This window comes from Vibrio sp. D3, assembly GCF_043995865.1.
In the GTDB taxonomy this organism is placed as follows: domain Bacteria; phylum Pseudomonadota; class Gammaproteobacteria; order Enterobacterales; family Vibrionaceae; genus Vibrio; species Vibrio diabolicus.
The window spans coordinates 119,967-137,097 of record NZ_CP171886.1; the positions used below are offsets into that span (position 1 = coordinate 119,967).

Sequence of the window (17,131 nt, forward strand, 5' to 3'; positions counted from 1 at the left end):
ATAATGGCTTCACTCTCACTTTCAGCGTTGGTCGAAAGATTGTCTCCTCAGGCTAAGGAAACACTTGAACAAGCAGCTGCGATGGCAAGCTCTCGAACCCATCACAGTATTGAAATGTCTCACTGGTTAATGACGATTATTCAACATCCTGCCGATATTTATTCAGAAGTTTTCGACGAATTTGATGTCGATAAAATCAAGGTTGAAACTGATCTTCAAAAGACACTTGAAAAATACAAAACGGGATGTCAATCGGTCCCAGGTCTTTCAGCTCACACAGTGACTGTGATGCAAAATGCTTTGCTATCGGCAACGATTGAGTTCAATCAGGAGCAGTTGGATTGCATTCATCTTTTATTTGCCTACTTGTCTGATGATACGTTAGTCAACATGGCTGGTTCGATTAGCCCTGAGTTAAACAAGATAGAACCATCTCGGTTATTGAACTTTAAAGAAAGTAATACGCGTCAATCAGGATCGAATGACCTAGGGAAATCAAACGCGAATTCTGCGCTGAATCAATTTACAACAGATCTTACTGAGCAGGCTAGGGAAGGTAAGATAGATCCGGTTATTGGTAGAGACAATGAAATCCGTTTAATGATCGACATCTTATTAAGACGTCGACAAAACAACCCGATTCTAACTGGTGAAGCTGGCGTTGGAAAAACAGCCGTTGTTGAAGGTTTGGCGCAAAAGATTATTGATGGCGATGTACCTCCTGCTCTACAAAATGTAGCGATTAAGTCTTTGGATCTGGCGTTATTGCAAGCTGGTGCTGGCATGAAAGGTGAGTTTGAAAACAGACTTAAAAACCTTGTGAAAGAAGTTAACGACGCACCACAACCCATTATTTTGTTTATCGATGAAGCACATGGTCTGATTGGTGGTGGGGGACAAGCAGGACAAGGTGATGCAGCGAATATTCTAAAGCCAGCGTTAGCGAGAGGTGAACTCAGAACGATCGCAGCAACAACTTGGGCAGAATATAAAAAGTATTTTGAAAAAGACGCGGCTCTTACCAGACGCTTTCAAGTAGTGAAGGTCGACGAGCCAGCGCCTGAGCTTGCGGTCGAGATGTTACGTGGTTTACTTGATGTAATGGCACAACACCATGACGTCCACATCACTAGCCAGGCTCTCAATGCTGCCGTTCAACTCTCAGCTCGATACATTAATGGCCGACAACTGCCAGATAAGGCTGTGTCTGTTTTAGACACAGCCTGCTCGCGAGTCGCGTTAAGTCAATCGTCTACACCGGGAGGTCTAGATGCGAAAAGGAATAAACTAAAAGCTAAGCAAGCTGAGTATGAGCACCTAAGCCAAGAAAGTCAGCTAGGTGCACCTCTTGATATGCAGTTGCAAGATGTCAGAAAAGAGATTGATGTTCTATCTAGTGAAATAGTTGAACTAGAGATGCTGTGGGAGAAAGAAAAAGAGTGGGTAAGTGAAGCTAAGTCACTTAGAGCTCAAATAATCAAGGAGGGTTCTGAGACTGCTAGGGACAAGTTACAAGAGCTCGAAAGTAGCCTCTCCGCTAACTCGCAGCCATTAGTATTTTCGCATGTCAATGAAGCGCTTGTTGCAGAAGTAATTTCAGATTGGACCGGGATACCACTGGGCAAACTTCAGGATGATGAAATCCAAGCTGTACTGAGTTTGAAAGAGAGTTTGTGTAAACGAGTTGTCGGACAGGATCACGCTTTGGAAGTCATGTCTGAAGTGATAAAAACTGCCAGTGCACAGCTCACGGATGAGACACGACCAAATGGTGTATTTCTTCTCACGGGACCAAGTGGAGTGGGTAAAACTGAATCTGCTTTAGCTATTGCAGAGAAAGTGTACGGCAGTGAAGAGAATGTCACAACTATCAATATGTCCGAGTTTAAAGAAGAGCACAAAGTTTCCTTATTATTAGGCTCGCCTCCAGGTTATGTTGGGTATGGCGAAGGTGGTGTACTTACTGAAGCCGTCAGACGCAAACCTTATAGTGTGATTCTCTTGGATGAAATGGAAAAAGCACACCCTGGAGTTCAAGATATTTTTTATCAGGTATTCGATAAAGGCTCAATTAAAGATGGTGAAGGTCGCGATATAGATTTTAAAAACACTATTATTATTATGACCGCGAATACAGGGACCGAAACGACGATGTCTTTGTATTCTGATCCTGATTTATCTCCAGAGCCTTCAGCACTAAAAGATGCTTTGCGTGACGATTTGTTGGTTGACTTTAAACCTGCATTTTTAGGACGTGTTAATGTATTACCTTATTTGCCTCTATCAAGAGAAGTATTGATAGAAATAACAAAATTAAAATTAGCCAAAGTTACGAATCGCATTCGTAAAAATTACGGCGCTGACCTATTTTTTGATGAAGAACTAATTAATGATATTGTAGACAATAGTAATGAGTCGGGGAGCGGTGCACGTGTGGTACAGACAACCATAGAAAACACATTACTTCCTAAGATTTCTCATGAAATATTGCATGCAATTCTTAATGATAAGACGTTTGATGAAATTATTGTTAAAGGTACAACTAGTGGACTTGATGTCTCAATAGTTTAACATCCTTTACACTCTCAATAATAATTGGGAGTTGGTTCATATTAACTATTATTTTTTATAAAAAACGCTTAAATTAAGTCTTATTTAAAGATATAACAGGGCGTATTTAAAATGAAGTTTTTGATACATTAATCACTAATTATCATCAAACGTCAGATAATTAAATTACTACGATATATGTCAATTAATAATGCTATAGGAGATTAGCATGCAGTCTAATACGTATCTTAAATACGCAGATATTAAGGGTGAGGCAACTGCCGAGCAATATAAGGATTTGATTACACTACTATCTGTAGATTGGAGTGTAGGTCGTGAGATCTCATCATACACTGGTACAGCGATGGACCGTGAAGCGAGCGCTACTCGTCTATATGATTTGACTATCACTAAACTTCAAGACCGTTCTTCTCCTGACTTATTTAAAGAAGCGACAATTGGTAAAGGTAAACCTGCGGTTTTCCATATTACTAAGCAAGGTGAGAAAGTTGAAGAAATCATGAAGATCGAACTGACTGATGCGATGATTTCTAACTACTCAGTTTCTATCCAGGATGATCGTCCAGTTGAAACCATCACTATTTCTTACACTGAAATGATGATGACAGTGACTCCTACTGACGATAAAAACAACACTTCTGCGCCATTGGTATACGGCTACAGCGGTGTTAAAGGTCAACAAATGTAATTTTTATGCGGGGGAATATTCCCCCGCATTTTTTGAAAGAAGTATTTAATGAAAAGAGCAACTCAAGATAACAATTTCATCCGAATTTCCTCTCCATTCGGAAAAGATGCCATCATACTAAACTCATTTGAGTATAGAGAAGAGATCTCAGAACTTTTTTCATTGCGTGCTAAAGCTTACTTTAATGATCAACGAAGTGAGTTAAACGAAATAATTGGTAAAGAAGTAACAATTACCCTTGAAAATAGTGAGGATGTTTCTTCAAAACCTCGTTATATACATGGTTATGTATCTGCTGCAAGATTAGAAGGGCAACGAGTTTCTAATACTCATAATGGTGAGAATTATAAAAATATAGAGTTATTAATAGAGCCTAAATTACGTTTCGCCGATTACAGAAAAAATTGCAGAATATTTCAGCATAAAGATATAAAAGAAATTATCTCCGAAGTACTCTCGGAGCATAGTGTCGCCTTTAGTTTTGAGTTAACTAAGTCGTACCCTAAATACACATACAAAGTGCAATATGAAGAGTCAGACCTTGAATTTGTCCGACGCTTATTGTCAGAAGAAGGGCTATCGTTCTGTTTCACACACACTAAGTCTGTCCACACGCTTAAGATTTTTGACGACATCAGTTTCTATAAGCCGGGTACAGAGTTTTTAGTCGATTTTGATACAGGTACAGCTAAGTCTAGCCATATTTCTTCTTGGCATGAAACCCAAGTTTTGACGACTAAAGCAAGCCAAAAGTCTGGCTATAACATGCTTAAGCCTTCGTCTAATCCTAAAAATACTGCCAAGGGTGAAAGTGATTTTTTTACCGTGCCTGAAAGCGAGTATTTTGAATACATGGGTGAAACGGAAAGTGATGACCAATACGCACTTAGAAACACGCACGCTATAGAAGCACTACAGCAAAACGCATATCTGTGCCGTGGCGAGGCAACGTGTCGAACGTTCAGTGTGGGAAAGTGCTTTAAGTTTAAAAAGCATGAAGATAAGTCTCGAGTCGGCAAAGAATACGTACTGTCCTCCGTTTTTTTATCTGCGGCTGTTTATAATCAGACTGGTCAAGGTGGCACTGCTGCGCAAGGTGTTAAAGTATCATTTAGTTGTGTTGACTCAAAAACAATCCTTCGCCCTTCAGTGAACTATCCGAAACCTCAGATGAAAGGTTTGCAAACCGCAGTGGTAACGGGAAACAAAGATGGCGAAATTTACATAGACAAACACGGTCGTATTAAAGTTCAGTTTCACTGGGATCGTGTTGGTAAATACGATGTAAACAGCTCATGTTGGATTCGTGTTGCGCAAAATATCGCGGGTAACGGATGGGGCTCGGTGTTTCATCCTAGAGTAGGACAAGAGGTCATCGTCGAGTTTGTCAATGGCGATCCTGACCAGCCAATTGTTACGGGGTCACTGTACAATGGTAGTCAACTCCCTCCCTACACGTTACCAGAGCAAAGCTCTCAAAGTGGTTATAAATCGCGTTCTGTACAAAAAGGCACATCTAATTTTAATGAGTTGCGCTTTGATGACAAACCCGGTGAAGAACACATCTATCTTCATGCCGAAAAACTTTTCCAAATGCTAGTTGAAGACTGTGTTGATATTGCCGTTGAAAACAGTAAAACCGAAAAAGTGACGAATGATGTCAATCAAGAGATTGGCAAGAATGCGACCTTGAAAGTAGGTAAAAACTTTTCTAATGAAACGGGTGAAGTGTTGTCTTTTAATGCAGGAAAGAGTATCGAGATCAAAGTCGGTGGCGCTTCGATTCAGATGTCTAGTTCCGGAGAAATCAACATCAAAGGCAATAAAATATCTATTAACGGCTCTGCTATCGCTCTTAAAGCTGGGCAAATTTCATTGAACTAAGGTGATTTAAAGTGGGTAAACCAGCCGCGATATTGGGCAGCTTTCATCTTTGTCCTAAAAAAACAGGAAAAATTCCTCATGTAGGTGGCCCCGTCGTAGTTGGCTCGCCAAACGTGACAATTGGCGGCATTCCAGCGGCTAGGCAGGGAGATAAGCTTATATGTATAGGTCCTCCGGATAGCATCTCAGCAGGCTCTTCTAGCGTTACAATCAACGGTAAGCCAGCTGCAAGGGTCGGCGATTCAACGTCTCATGGTGGTAAAATTCTGTCTGGCATGCCTACGGTTTTAATCGGAGGCTAGATGCCACTCGCATTTCAAACTCATCTTCTTGCTATTAATGGCAGGCCATACACTGTTCGTGAGATAGCTAACGAATGTTTTAGATTGCCCGCAGAAACACCAAGATCCTATCCTGATCAATCACTGTATGAGCAGATATTAAATCTTGTGCGCTCTAAGCGCGAGATACTGGAGCAAAGTGATATCAAAGGGAATATCTGCGTTCTTTTACCGTCTTCGGTAGATAAAAGCTTGCTTAAGGCATTGATAAACGAGTTTTCTCTTATCCTTGGTAACTCTGCCAATAGAGAAATTTATTTTTATCCTTATGGTCAAGCGGCGTTCTTGATGGCGCTAAATCGGATAAACCGTGAAGTTAACGAAACACAAGCAACTTGGATACTGGCTATAGAAATTGCTCGCGATGCAGAAGAGCATGCCAAATCTCAAAACTCGATCATTTTGACGAAGTGCTTTTTTCAACAGTCCGGCCTTGTTACTGATGATGTTAGAATTGATTTAGATACCAAACAACAAAGCATTGCTGTCGATAAAGTGTTTAAACAACTTGGAGTAGGGTGTGATCACTCACTTAGTGAGTTGCATTTATCCATTGATGGAGATGAGCCTCGATGGTTAAATGCTATGCAACTCTTGTCTCCCTGGGTGACCGATCAAACTCAGTATCAATTTATTGATGTTAAACTAGGAGGGCTGGGCGCATGCGGAGGTGTTTTAAAAGTGTTAATGATTGAGGAGCATCAAAGAAGTAGCCTCAACTCAGACTTCCACGTTTTGCAAGCTGATATCGAGCCAGATGGTTATACGGTGGGAGTTATATACAATTGGCATAACGAGTAGTTCTGGATCTAGTTTGTCCCTTCTAAACGTTGGCTTTTAATGGTTTAAATGTGACGGTTATGTTTACTCGAGACCATCACTTAATGTTGCTTAAAAGGTGTTTATACAACGTTTTTCTCGCTTTCCGGTGAAATAGTGAACCATAGAACATAAACTACATGAAAAGCTGTTCGACTCAAGATATCCTAACCCAAATTAAATAAATTGAGCTTTGGTTTGTGCCAGATTCAGCCAGTCACGTAATACTCTGATGTTTACACGGCTGAAATTCGGATTCTTGCAGGAGCAAACCTTGCTTAAAGATTTGGCGGAAAGTGAATTCGAATGAAGTTTATCCACACCTCAGATTGGCATCTTGGTCGACAATTCCACAATGTATCACTACTCGAAGATCAACAAGCAGTACTCGAACAACTGATTAACTATATTGAACACAACCCCGTCGATGCCGTTGTAGTGGCGGGAGATATTTATGACCGTTCGGTGCCACCAACGGTTGCAATAGAACTGCTAAATCGAGTCGTGAAGCGTATTTGTACTGAACTGAAAACACCGATGATATTGATATCTGGCAACCATGATGGTGCAGAACGATTAGGTTTTGGCTCAGAGCAAATGAAAAATGCAGGCCTTCATATTGTTAGTAACTTTGAAGATATGCTAACTCCCATCATCATAAAAACGGACTCTGCGGGTGAGGTAGCGTTTTATGGCATGCCTTATAACGACCCTGAACAGGTCAGATTTGCCTACAAAACCTCGGTATCAACTCATGATGAGGCACATCAACTGCTTGTAGAGCAAATAAGAGAGCATTTCATTTCAGAGCAAAGGCGTGTTCTCGTTAGCCACTGTTTTGTTGATGGTGCTATTGAGTCTGACTCTGAACGACCACTATCTATTGGTGGCTCTGATCGCGTAAGTCATGAGCATTTCTTAGATTTCGACTACGTCGCACTTGGTCATTTACATCAGCCTCAGAAGAAAGGCGCAGAGCATATCCGTTATTCTGGTTCACTTATGAAGTATAGTTTTGGTGAACAGAACCAGAAGAAAGGCTTCACGTTAGTCGAACTAGACAAGAAAGGATTTGTCTCTGCTAAACATATTGAGCTAATTGCCCCTCATGAAATGCGCATTGTTGAGGGAGAGCTAGATAAAGTCATAGAGCAGGGCAAGACTGACCCTAAAAATGAAGATTATTTGTTAGTTCGTTTGATGGATAAACATGCGATTTTAAATCCAATGGAAAAGCTTCGTTCGGTGTATCCAAACGTTTTACATCTTGAGAAACCGGGTATGTTAATTGGGGTAGAGCAGGAAATGGCGCAAGCAAAGTTGGCCCGAAGCGAAATTGATATGTTCCGAGACTTTTTTATTGAGGCACAAGATAGTCAATTATCCCAAGAGCAAGAACAAGCCGTTACTGACATTATTAAGCAATTATCACAGCAATAGGGACCAAAGATGAAACCAATTAAACTTACCATGCAAGCCTTTGGTCCGTTTGCAAAAACCGAAGTCATTGACTTTGAAAAGCTTGGCCGTAACCCTCTGTTTTTGATTAATGGTCCTACAGGCTCAGGTAAAACGTCGATCTTAGATGCCATTTGCTTTGCCCTTTACGGTGAAACTACCGGTAATGAGCGGCAAGGCATCCAGATGCGATGTGACTTATCGGCGCAAGACTTACCAACCGAAGTCGTTCTAGAATTTTCGTTACATGGCAAACAATACCGAGTTGTGCGATCTCCAGAGCAGGAAGCGCCCAAAGCGCGTGGTGAAGGGATGACGGTAAAAAAGCACACTGCGGCTCTTTATGAACTCGGAGAGACCGAAAAGCTCATCACTAGCAAGACGACTCAAGTTAAAACAGAAGTGAGCAATATTATTGGTTTGAATGAAACGCAATTTCGCCAAGTAATGGTATTGCCTCAAGGAAAATTCCGGGAGCTGTTGCTTGCTAGTTCTAAAGAGCGCGAAGAAATTTTTGGTCAGCTCTTTCAAACGGACATATATAAAAAAATTGAGTACGCGCTCAAAGATAAAGCGAGCGCAATCAGTAAAGCGAAAGATGAATTTGATAATCAAATTCGAGGCGCTTTACAAGTTGCAGGAGTGAGTTCAGAGCAGGAATTATTACACCAGCTTGAACAAGCAACTGAGCAGCTAGAGGTCGATAGAAAGAAAGAACAAGCTTCGTTAGATAAGCTAAATGTTGCTAAATCTGAATTGCAAAAAGCGGAAACTATTAATGGAGAGTTTTCGAAACGAGAGCAAGCAGAAAACGCACTCAAGCTGCATCTAGAACACTCAGACTCGATAAAAGTTCGTCAACAGCAATTAGAAAATGCTAAAAATGCCAATAAGATAGAATTACCCTACGTCTCATTACAAAATGCAAAAACTCAAACTCAAGAGCTCAGACAAAAAATCGTAGCTTTGAAAGAGAGCCTTGATAAAGCCAATGCTGTTACGAAAGAAAAAGAAAACTTGCAGCAAAGTGCAAAAGAAGCCGCGGCAAAAGTCCCACAGTTAACGCAACTGCAGTATCAACTTGAAAGCATGAAAGACAAGTTGGTTGAAAAAGCCAACTTGGAAAGAAAAATAACGGCAGGTCATCAACAAAAGCAACAATTTGAAGCAACGTTAAAACAGTACATAGAGCTGAAAGACAAGTTAGCGTTTCAGGCGCAACAGGGCCAGAAAGATCTAGAGCAAGCCCGAGTAGATGTTGCGCTTGTTGGCAGCATCGATGCGGAAATAAAACAAAAACAACGACTACTACAGGATCTACAAAAGCTGCATGGTCTTACTTTGGAGCTCTCTAAACTCACGGCGTTAACCGTAAGCAAGCAGCAGTCATTACAGGAAGCCAGTCAGCGCTATATGCTGTGTCAACAAGCCGCTGATACGATAGAGCTTAAGTGGCACAACGCTCAAGCGGCAGTATTAGCGCAGCGACTAAAGGCAGGTGAAGCATGTCCGGTATGTGGCAGCCAAGCGCATCCTAACCCTGCAACGTTTGTTGAAGAAATCGTTACAAAAGAGCAAGTTCAGGCGGCTAGAGCGAAAGAAAGAGAAGCTCAAGCATCATTGAACCAGCTAAGTAATCAGCTAGAGCAACATAACGTTGTCATTAGTCAGTATCAGAATCAATGTAACCAGTTGAAAGAAGAGCTTGGTGAGCATGCAGCATCTGAGATCTCGACGGTTCAAACTGAGTTACAGGCGCTTAATGATCAACTTCTACGTCTACAGTCTATTGATATTGAAAAGCTAGAAAAGAACGTTGAGCAGCTTAATCAACGCTGCTTAGTGGGTGAAAACAAAATTCATGAGCTGCAGAATAAAATGGCGGCAAATGAATCAACTGTTCAAGCAAACCAAGAACAATTGACTCAGTTACAAGCTTCTATCGATCCAAAATACAGTTCCGTTGATGCGCTTGATCTCGAAATTACGCTGACAAAAGAGCAAATTCTGACCTTGAATACAGGTTTAGAAAAGGCGCAAAACGCTTTGCAGCAAGCTGTATTAGCGCAATCGAATGCTGAAAGTCAGTTAGTGACGAACAAGCAGTGGCTATCTGAGTCAGAACAAAAGCTTAGCCAAGCAGAATTAGCGTGGAATGAGGCATTACAGGCGAGTAAATTTGAGGATGAAAGCAGTTATCTAAATAGCAGAGTGACAGATGATGAGCTTCAAGCGTGGCAGAAAGAAATAGACAACTTCAAACAGACACAAACCAAGCTTGAACAAACACTACATGATTTAAACCATGCATTGAAAGCGCTTGAAAGACCGGACTTGGATTCGCTTAACGACAGCTTAACCACTCTGCATGCGCAGTATATTGAAGTAAGGAATCAGCTCGATACCACGCGCTCAACCTTTGAGCGAATTGAAAAAGTTCGTAAAGATATTGCTACGCTGCATGAGAAAAATAGCAAGTTAGAAGAAGAGTACAAAGTGTTTGGTACGTTATACGACGTTGCCAGCGGTAAAACAGGCAGCAGGGTTAGCCTGCATCGCTTTGTTCTTGGTGTACTGTTGGATGATGTGTTGATTCAGGCCTCTCAACGTTTAAGCCTCATGAGTAAAGGGCGCTATATTCTTGCTCGAAAAACAGAGGGCTTCAAAGGCGCTGCGGGTCGCGGCTTAGATTTAATGGTTGAAGATGGTTACACAGGAAAAACACGTGATGTTGCGACACTTTCCGGTGGTGAATCGTTTATGGCAGCGCTTGCTTTGGCGCTTGGCTTGTCGGATGTTGTGCAATCCTATAGTGGTGGTATCCGTTTAGACACTTTATTCATTGATGAGGGGTTCGGTAGTTTAGACCCAGAATCTTTGGATCTCGCGATTCAAACGCTAGTGGATTTACAACAGACTGGACGCATGATCGGTGTTATTTCTCACGTTTCTGAGTTAAAAGAACAAATGGCGCAGAGGATTGATGTTGAACCATCAAGAGTCGGTTCGACAGTATCGGTCAAATCTCAATGTAGCTTCGCTGTCTAATTCAGTTGCTATCACAAAACCCAAAGCCCCTATCTAGGGGCTTTCTTACTTAATCGCTACTGTTCGCAAAAGTGGCCTTCTTTTGGCGACTGGGTAATCGCATACTCACCATCTAGGTTGCGATAAACAACTGTATTCCAAATAGAGCCATCATCCAATTCAAACTCAATGGCATAGTTGACGCCGCTAACGATTTGCGCGTGAACGTTCAGTATTTGTTTGAACGACGCTATTGTGTCCATTCTTTTCAAAACAAAAGCCATTGCCTTTTGTGCATCAGGGGTAGCATTAAACTCATTCCACCCACCTGGCATGTTTCCTTGTGTATTACATACATCTGCCGAGGTTGTTAATTGTGTCGCTTGGCTTGGGTTTTCCTGCTGGCAACCTGCAAGCAATACCAAAAGTGCACAAACTGACACTGTTTTTAATTTCATAACAATAACCTCTGTCTATATCGCGACGTATTATAGGAGGGGGATATGACAGCGTATGTCTATATTGTGCAAAGTTTCTATATGCATACGGTTAAATGCTGACAAAATATACAAGTATGATCAACTTGTAAGTAAAACATAGAACAATATTGTTAGGGAATTGCTGACATAACGAGGTTTTGGTGTTCAGCAATGCTATTGATAATGAAGAACTGTGATGTGTAGCTACGTACCTTTGGGACAGTAGTGCGACTTAGTGATCGATTTGCTACCTTCTACAGTAAAATCAATCACTAAATCAAATTTAGGTGTTGTATGAAATCGCTAAAAACATTATTACTTTTATCACTTGTTACTTTATTTGGCTGTACCTCTAAACCTGATGGGGTGGAGCCAGTTAACAATTTTGATTTAGAGCCTTATCTAGGCAAGTGGTACGAAATCGCACGGCTCGATCATTCGTTTGAGCGTGGTCTATCCAACGTTACGGCCGAGTATCGGCTTCGCGAGGATGGTGGGGTTAAGGTGACAAACCGCGGATATTCAGAAGAAGCTCAACAGTGGTCCGAAGCTGAAGGTAAAGCTTATTTTGTTGAAGACGAAACGGTTGGGCACTTAAAAGTCTCCTTTTTTGGGCCAATCTATTCTTCTTACATTGTGTTTGAGCTAGGTGAAAACTACGACTATGCGTTTGTCTCCGGTTACAACCACGACTACTTGTGGCTATTGTCTAGAACACCCAACGTTGATGAGAAAATCCTGGAGCGTTTTAAGCAGGTTGCTAAAGAGAAAGGTTTCGCGTTAGATGAGCTAATTCTCGTTGTTCAAGAGAGTGGACGACAGTTTTAAGTTCATCAATGTGACTTCTAAAATCAACAGAAGCGAAGTTTCTGTCTAGCGGTTTTGAGTTTTGCTTGGAATGTTTTTGTTACCTTGTAACCTCATGTAATCAAAAATATAGCCCCATCATTTGTGATTACTCGTGATGGGGCTTATATAAATTTGAGTGAGCGTCGAAAGGTAGATCTATCGACAAACGGTTATGGTTTACTTAATCAAACGAACGATCAGAGAGCCAGGCGCCCGAATAGATTCCACATTGTGGCTGAGCACTGTACCACTTGTTGGGGCAGTGTAGCGCTCAACTTCAGTGCCAAAGCTGTCGTATTGAATAGCAACCAGTTGGCCTTGCTCGACAAAATCCATCAAACCAACATGAGGTAGTACAAAGCCGCCATGTGTCGCTTTCACACTGACGATCTCGTTTCCTTCCAAGCATGAAGTGAAAGGCTCTATCTCACCTTCTACGACGTTATGTTGCTTCAACACATTAAAAATGCCTGATACGGTTCGACTAATGAGTTCTTGCTCTGTGTAGCGCCCCATACCCACTTCAACCGTAATGCTTGGGACACCATGGTTATTCCAAACGGTTTCAAGGACGCCAGCATCTCCGGGATCATTTAAAATCGCATCAGGATTAATGAGACGAGCCATTTCTAATGATTGCTCAATTCGGAAGTCTGCAAACACGTATAGTGGATAGGCCGCACCACTGGTTTGAGTGTGAAGGTCAATGGCTAAATCAGCATTTGGCTTGAGCAGACCATTCCACAATGCATATAAGTAGCGTTGTGCCTCATTGCCGTTTTGGTCACCAGGGAAAAAGCGGTTTAAGTTTGCAGGAGACGCATCCGGGTCTGCGGAATAGAAATCGCGGCTGTGGTTTAGCATACCTGGCATGTTAATGGTTGGAACAATCGTGACAGTACCAGCGACTTCAGTGCCAATGAGTTCTCTAGCGGTCTTCTGCGCTGCTAACACACCATTATATTCATCACCATGAACCCCTGCGGTGATCATGATTTTCTTGCCAGGTTTTTCACCTTTGAATACCAAAACAGGAAGATGTTGCCACTGAGAGAGCGCGTTGGTAGCGATGCGGAACCAAAACTTATGCTCACCCGGACCTAGGTCTGCTACATTGAGAGATTGAATCACTTGATGACCTTGAATCATGTCATCGAGAAGTTGTGTTGCCATTAAAGTTACCACTCCAAAACCATAAGCCAATCTAAAACCTTAACGTCGCCATACGAAGAGTATTAATAAGGCGAGAACGTGTCTCGCCTTAGTGCCAATTGATTTCGTTTTACGCAAACCCCATCATATGAGCTGCGATAACGACGACACTCGACAGGGTAAAGAGTAATAGGATAAATCGCCAGCAGAATTTTGTCCAGTCACCCCAGTCGATGCGGCAGACACCAAGTGTTGCCATCAAGGATGCTGAAGTAGGGACGATAACGTTGGTAAAACCATCTCCAAGTTGGAATGACAAAACGGCAACTTGGCGCGTGACACCTGCAATATCCGCCAATGGCGCTAATAAAGGCATCGTCAGTGCCGCTTGTCCAGATCCGGAAGTAACGAAGAAGTTGAAGATAGATTGGAATACATACATTAACCATGCCGCAGCTACGTCAGGAAGCCCACTGATCACGCCGCCAGCACTGTTCAGAATAGAGTTCAGTACACTCGCTTCATCGGTCGTACCGCCACCTAGGATAAGTAACACACCTTTTGCACAACCAACCAATAGAGCAGGAGCAAGCATAATAGCCGCCCCCTCTTTAAACGCATCGGCTGCGCAGTTGAGCGTCATACCGTTTAAGCGAAAAATCGTACCGATGATCGCGACAACAAAGCCCATAGTGAAGAATTGAGAAGCGATTTCTGGGATGTACCATGCGTTAGCCACTACGCCCCAAACAACCCATACTGTGGTCGCGATGACCGTAAGAATGACGAGTGTATCGCCGATATTCCAACGAGAATCTTGATTGCCAAGCTCTTGCTGACGGAAGTATTGGTCTGTGCGGTGACTGTAAGAAAGTTCTGGGTTTGACTTCACACGAGCGGCGTAGATCATTGTGAAAGCGATACCGATTAACGTAAAGCCAGCCCATAACCCCATGCGCACTGTCATGCCGGATAAAACAGGTACACCCGCAATGCCTTGCGCAATAGCGACGGAGAAAGGGTTCATCCAAGAAGTAGCAAAGCCAATTTGAGTCGCAACATAGGTAACCATTACCGTAGTGATACCATCATAACCAAGGCGAACCATAAGCGGCGCGATAATAATCGCAAATGCTACGGCTTCTTCACCCATACCAAATACCGCACCGCCCAGAGAGAACAGCAAAAATAGCACTGGAATGAATAGCGCTTCGTTACCTTTGGTCTTATCGATAAGGCGCAAGATACCGTTGTCGATGGTGCCTGTTCGCATTACAACGCCGAAAGCACCACCGATAACCAACATGAACATAATCACGCCGATCGCGCTGCCCCATTTAGAGCCTGAAACTAGCCCTTCGAAAGGGAAGTTCATGAGACCAATGCCACCACCAGAAGCAAACAGGCCAACCTTGTTGTAAACCAATTCACCGTTTTCGTCGGTTGCATAAGAGAAAGAAGACGGATCGATAACCGTGCGAGTTTTTTCTGCACCATCGACCATATAAGTCACTTGCTGACTATCAAAATGGCCAGCAGGAATTAAGTAGGTAAGAATCGCAGCGAGAATACCAACAATGAAGATCAAAATGAGGGTATCTGGCATCTGCCATGATTTGGGTGTAGCAACCGAGTCCGTTGGTTGCGCATGTGTGTGAGACATAACTTACTTCACGTTAAATTCAATGAAGCATGAAATATCAATAAAATAGAATAAAAAGTCAATATTAATGGAAATATTGAACTATAAATTCATCAAATATTTGAAGTGAAGTCATTGTGATTATTTTACAAGCAAAGTTTGGTTAAATGTTTTGGCTCGGGTCGAGGGCTCACAAGCTCTTGTTGTGAGCCGAGATAAATAAATCATTTGTCTTGCGTCTGTTCTGCATAAAATGCAGCGACATCACGAAGATCCTCATCATTTAACATTCTTAATTGTGCGCCCATCATTTCGGCAAGCGGCCCTTTACGTTCGCCTGCTTGGTAAGACTTCATCGCATCGTATAGATACTGGGCATTTTGACCTGCAAGATTTGGATAGGCATCATTACCTGCGACGCCTGTTGCACCATGACAATAGACGCAGCTAGGGGATTTGATTTTACCTTTATCAGCATCACCAAAAGGCGCGGCATGGCTAGCGGAAGAGAAAATAAGAGAGGTTAGAAGTACAAATCTGAACATGAAGATTGTCTATTCGCTAAAAAGTCATATCGATACAATAAAGCTTCCCCTTAGGGGAAGCTCAATGATCAAAATCAAACTAAAGCAGAGATTTAATGCTTGATAAGAAATTGTCGATATCTTGCGCTGAAATGTCTTTATGAGTCACGAAACGAATGGGGTTTCCAGGTGTTATCGTGATATTTTGTTCCTTTAGTTTCGCAGCGATATTTACTATGTCCACTTGAGGATCAAGCTTCGCGAATACGATATTCGTTTGAACAAATTCAGGGTTGACTGAAAAACCAGGCAGTTCAGCTAAACCTTCCGCTAAGGTTTTTGCGTTGGTATGATCTTGTTTTAGCTGTTCCACTTGTTCGGTAAGGGCGAGTTTGCCTGCTGCGGCAAGAATACCCGCTTGACGCATACCACCGCCGACCATCTTTCTTAAGCGACGTGCTTTTGCGATGTACTCTTTGCTACCAAGCAGTAACGAACCAACAGGGGCAGCCAAACCTTTCGACAGACAAATCGTCATTGAATCAAAATACTGACCGATTTCTTTTACCGGAACATCAAGCGCAGCGGCTGCATTAAAAACGCGAGCGCCATCTAGATGCATCTGCAAGTTATGTTTATTCACGAAATCATGTGCTTCTGCTAAATAAGACAGAGGTAATACTTTACCATTAATCGTGTTTTCTAAGCTGAGCAGCTTGGTACGAGCAAAGTGACAATCATCTGGCTTAATCGCCGCTGCCAGTTTATCAAATGGGAGTGTGCCATCTGGGTTATTTTCGACTGGTTGAGGTTGAATTGACCCAAGTACTGCTGCGCCGCCGGCTTCGTACTTGTAGTTATGTGCTTGCTGCCCACACAGATATTCATCTCCGCGTTCACAATGCGCCATTAGGCCGAGCAGATTGGCTTGCGTGCCTGAAGTGGTAAACAAAGCCGCTTCGAATCCTGCAAGCTCTGCGGCAAACTCCTCAAGCTCATTGACCGTAGGGTCATCACCATAAACATCATCCCCAACGGGGGCCTTAAACATGGCCTCTCGCATGGCTTGGGTAGGCTGTGTAACGGTATCTGATCGAAAATCCATGAATGTCTCCTTGGTCAAAGTCCTAAATATATCCGCAAAGGCGCGCTTTGCTTAAACAAGCGATCGTTTTGGCATCGGTAATTGTGCCATCAATAATCTTGTCTTCGAGTTGTTGGAGTGACAAGGTAACAACCTCAATCACTTCATCTTCATCACATTCGTAACGGTTGGTTTGGCTGAGCTTCTCAGCGACAAATAGGTACTGTATCTCATCACAAAATCCGGCAAGGGGAGTGACTTGGCCGAGAGAGGTAAATTTTTCTGCACTATAGCCCGTTTCTTCCTCTAGCTCTCTTTTCGCGCAGCAGAGAGGGTCTTCATTGCCTTCTCTTGTACCAGCAGGAAGCTCCAAAAGCCATTTATTAAGTGAAGGGCGAAATTGATGGACAAGAACTACCTCACCTTCCGTTGTAATAGGGAGAATCACCGCAGCGCCCGGATGATGGATTGTGGTGTGCGTAATTGCCTGTCCTGTAGGAAGCATAACCTCTTCTTCAATCAGAGAAATTTGCTTCCATTTATGAACTATTTTGCTCATGCAGTTATTAACCCTAGCTGTTACCGCATTTTGACGTTTTTCGACATTAACCAC

14 protein-coding genes are annotated in these 17,131 nt (G+C 42.5%); 8 read left to right on the forward strand and 6 right to left on the reverse strand.

The window, feature by feature from the left end; all coding sequences use genetic code 11:
- The first annotated feature begins 3 nt into the window (after positions 1-3).
- The 7 genes from tssH to ACHFJ9_RS00535 all read left to right on the forward strand — a co-directional run bounded on the left by tssH (position 4) and on the right by ACHFJ9_RS00535 (position 10,809).
- Complete coding sequence (tssH, locus tag ACHFJ9_RS00505; RefSeq protein ID WP_237308630.1) at positions 4-2,571, forward strand: type VI secretion system ATPase TssH; 2,568 nt, start codon at positions 4-6, stop codon at positions 2,569-2,571.
- A 208-nt stretch (positions 2,572-2,779) separates the two neighbouring features.
- Positions 2,780-3,259 (forward strand): Hcp family type VI secretion system effector, encoded by a 480-nt coding sequence (locus tag ACHFJ9_RS00510; protein WP_005375967.1) that lies wholly within the window; start codon positions 2,780-2,782, stop codon positions 3,257-3,259.
- A 48-nt stretch (positions 3,260-3,307) separates the two neighbouring features.
- The gene (gene tssI / locus ACHFJ9_RS00515) at positions 3,308-5,143 is read left to right on the forward strand and encodes a type VI secretion system tip protein TssI/VgrG (RefSeq protein WP_104970760.1); all 1,836 of its coding nucleotides are present in this window, start codon (positions 3,308-3,310) and stop codon (positions 5,141-5,143) included.
- 11 nt (positions 5,144-5,154) lie between these two features.
- Entirely contained in the window at positions 5,155-5,445 is a 291-nt protein-coding gene (locus ACHFJ9_RS00520; RefSeq protein ID WP_005375969.1) for a PAAR domain-containing protein, read from the forward strand.
- Complete coding sequence (locus ACHFJ9_RS00525; RefSeq protein ID WP_395354721.1) at positions 5,446-6,285, forward strand: NAD/NADP transhydrogenase subunit beta; 840 nt, start codon at positions 5,446-5,448, stop codon at positions 6,283-6,285. It begins immediately after the preceding gene.
- A gap of 324 nt (positions 6,286-6,609) precedes the next feature.
- Entirely contained in the window at positions 6,610-7,743 is a 1,134-nt protein-coding gene (locus tag ACHFJ9_RS00530) for an exonuclease SbcCD subunit D (RefSeq protein ID WP_012842192.1), read from the forward strand.
- 9 nt (positions 7,744-7,752) lie between these two features.
- Positions 7,753-10,809: an AAA family ATPase gene (locus ACHFJ9_RS00535; RefSeq protein WP_395354724.1), complete on the forward strand. Its 3,057-nt coding sequence runs from the start codon at positions 7,753-7,755 to the stop codon at positions 10,807-10,809.
- A gap of 56 nt (positions 10,810-10,865) precedes the next feature.
- Here the strand turns inward: ACHFJ9_RS00535 and ACHFJ9_RS00540 are convergent, their stop codons facing one another.
- Positions 10,866-11,246 (reverse strand): cystatin family protein, encoded by a 381-nt coding sequence (locus tag ACHFJ9_RS00540; protein ID WP_005396397.1) that lies wholly within the window; start codon positions 11,244-11,246, stop codon positions 10,866-10,868.
- A 315-nt stretch (positions 11,247-11,561) separates the two neighbouring features.
- Here ACHFJ9_RS00540 and ACHFJ9_RS00545 point away from each other — a divergent pair, with 315 nt between their 5' ends.
- Positions 11,562-12,095 carry a lipocalin family protein gene (locus ACHFJ9_RS00545; protein ID WP_395354726.1) on the forward strand — a complete coding sequence of 178 codons (534 nt, stop codon included), beginning with the start codon at positions 11,562-11,564 and terminating at the stop codon, positions 12,093-12,095.
- Positions 12,096-12,293: 198 nt separating this feature from the next.
- Here ACHFJ9_RS00545 and ACHFJ9_RS00550 read toward each other — a convergent pair whose 3' ends face one another.
- From ACHFJ9_RS00550 to ACHFJ9_RS00570, 5 genes are all read right to left on the reverse strand, one after another.
- Positions 12,294-13,289: a succinylglutamate desuccinylase/aspartoacylase family protein gene (locus tag ACHFJ9_RS00550; RefSeq protein WP_139059999.1), complete on the reverse strand. Its 996-nt coding sequence runs from the start codon at positions 13,287-13,289 to the stop codon at positions 12,294-12,296.
- A 109-nt stretch (positions 13,290-13,398) separates the two neighbouring features.
- Positions 13,399-14,931, reverse strand: coding sequence for a putative basic amino acid antiporter YfcC (yfcC, locus tag ACHFJ9_RS00555; RefSeq protein ID WP_395354729.1), 1,533 nt, complete (start codon positions 14,929-14,931; stop codon positions 13,399-13,401).
- Between the two features lie 203 nt (positions 14,932-15,134).
- Complete coding sequence (locus ACHFJ9_RS00560; RefSeq protein WP_005396401.1) at positions 15,135-15,455, reverse strand: c-type cytochrome; 321 nt, start codon at positions 15,453-15,455, stop codon at positions 15,135-15,137.
- A gap of 79 nt (positions 15,456-15,534) precedes the next feature.
- Entirely contained in the window at positions 15,535-16,539 is a 1,005-nt protein-coding gene (gene ltaE, locus ACHFJ9_RS00565) for a low-specificity L-threonine aldolase (protein WP_395354731.1), read from the reverse strand.
- 22 nt (positions 16,540-16,561) lie between these two features.
- Entirely contained in the window at positions 16,562-17,077 is a 516-nt protein-coding gene (locus ACHFJ9_RS00570) for an NUDIX hydrolase (RefSeq protein WP_170891756.1), read from the reverse strand.
- Between the last annotated feature and the right edge of the window lie 54 nt (positions 17,078-17,131).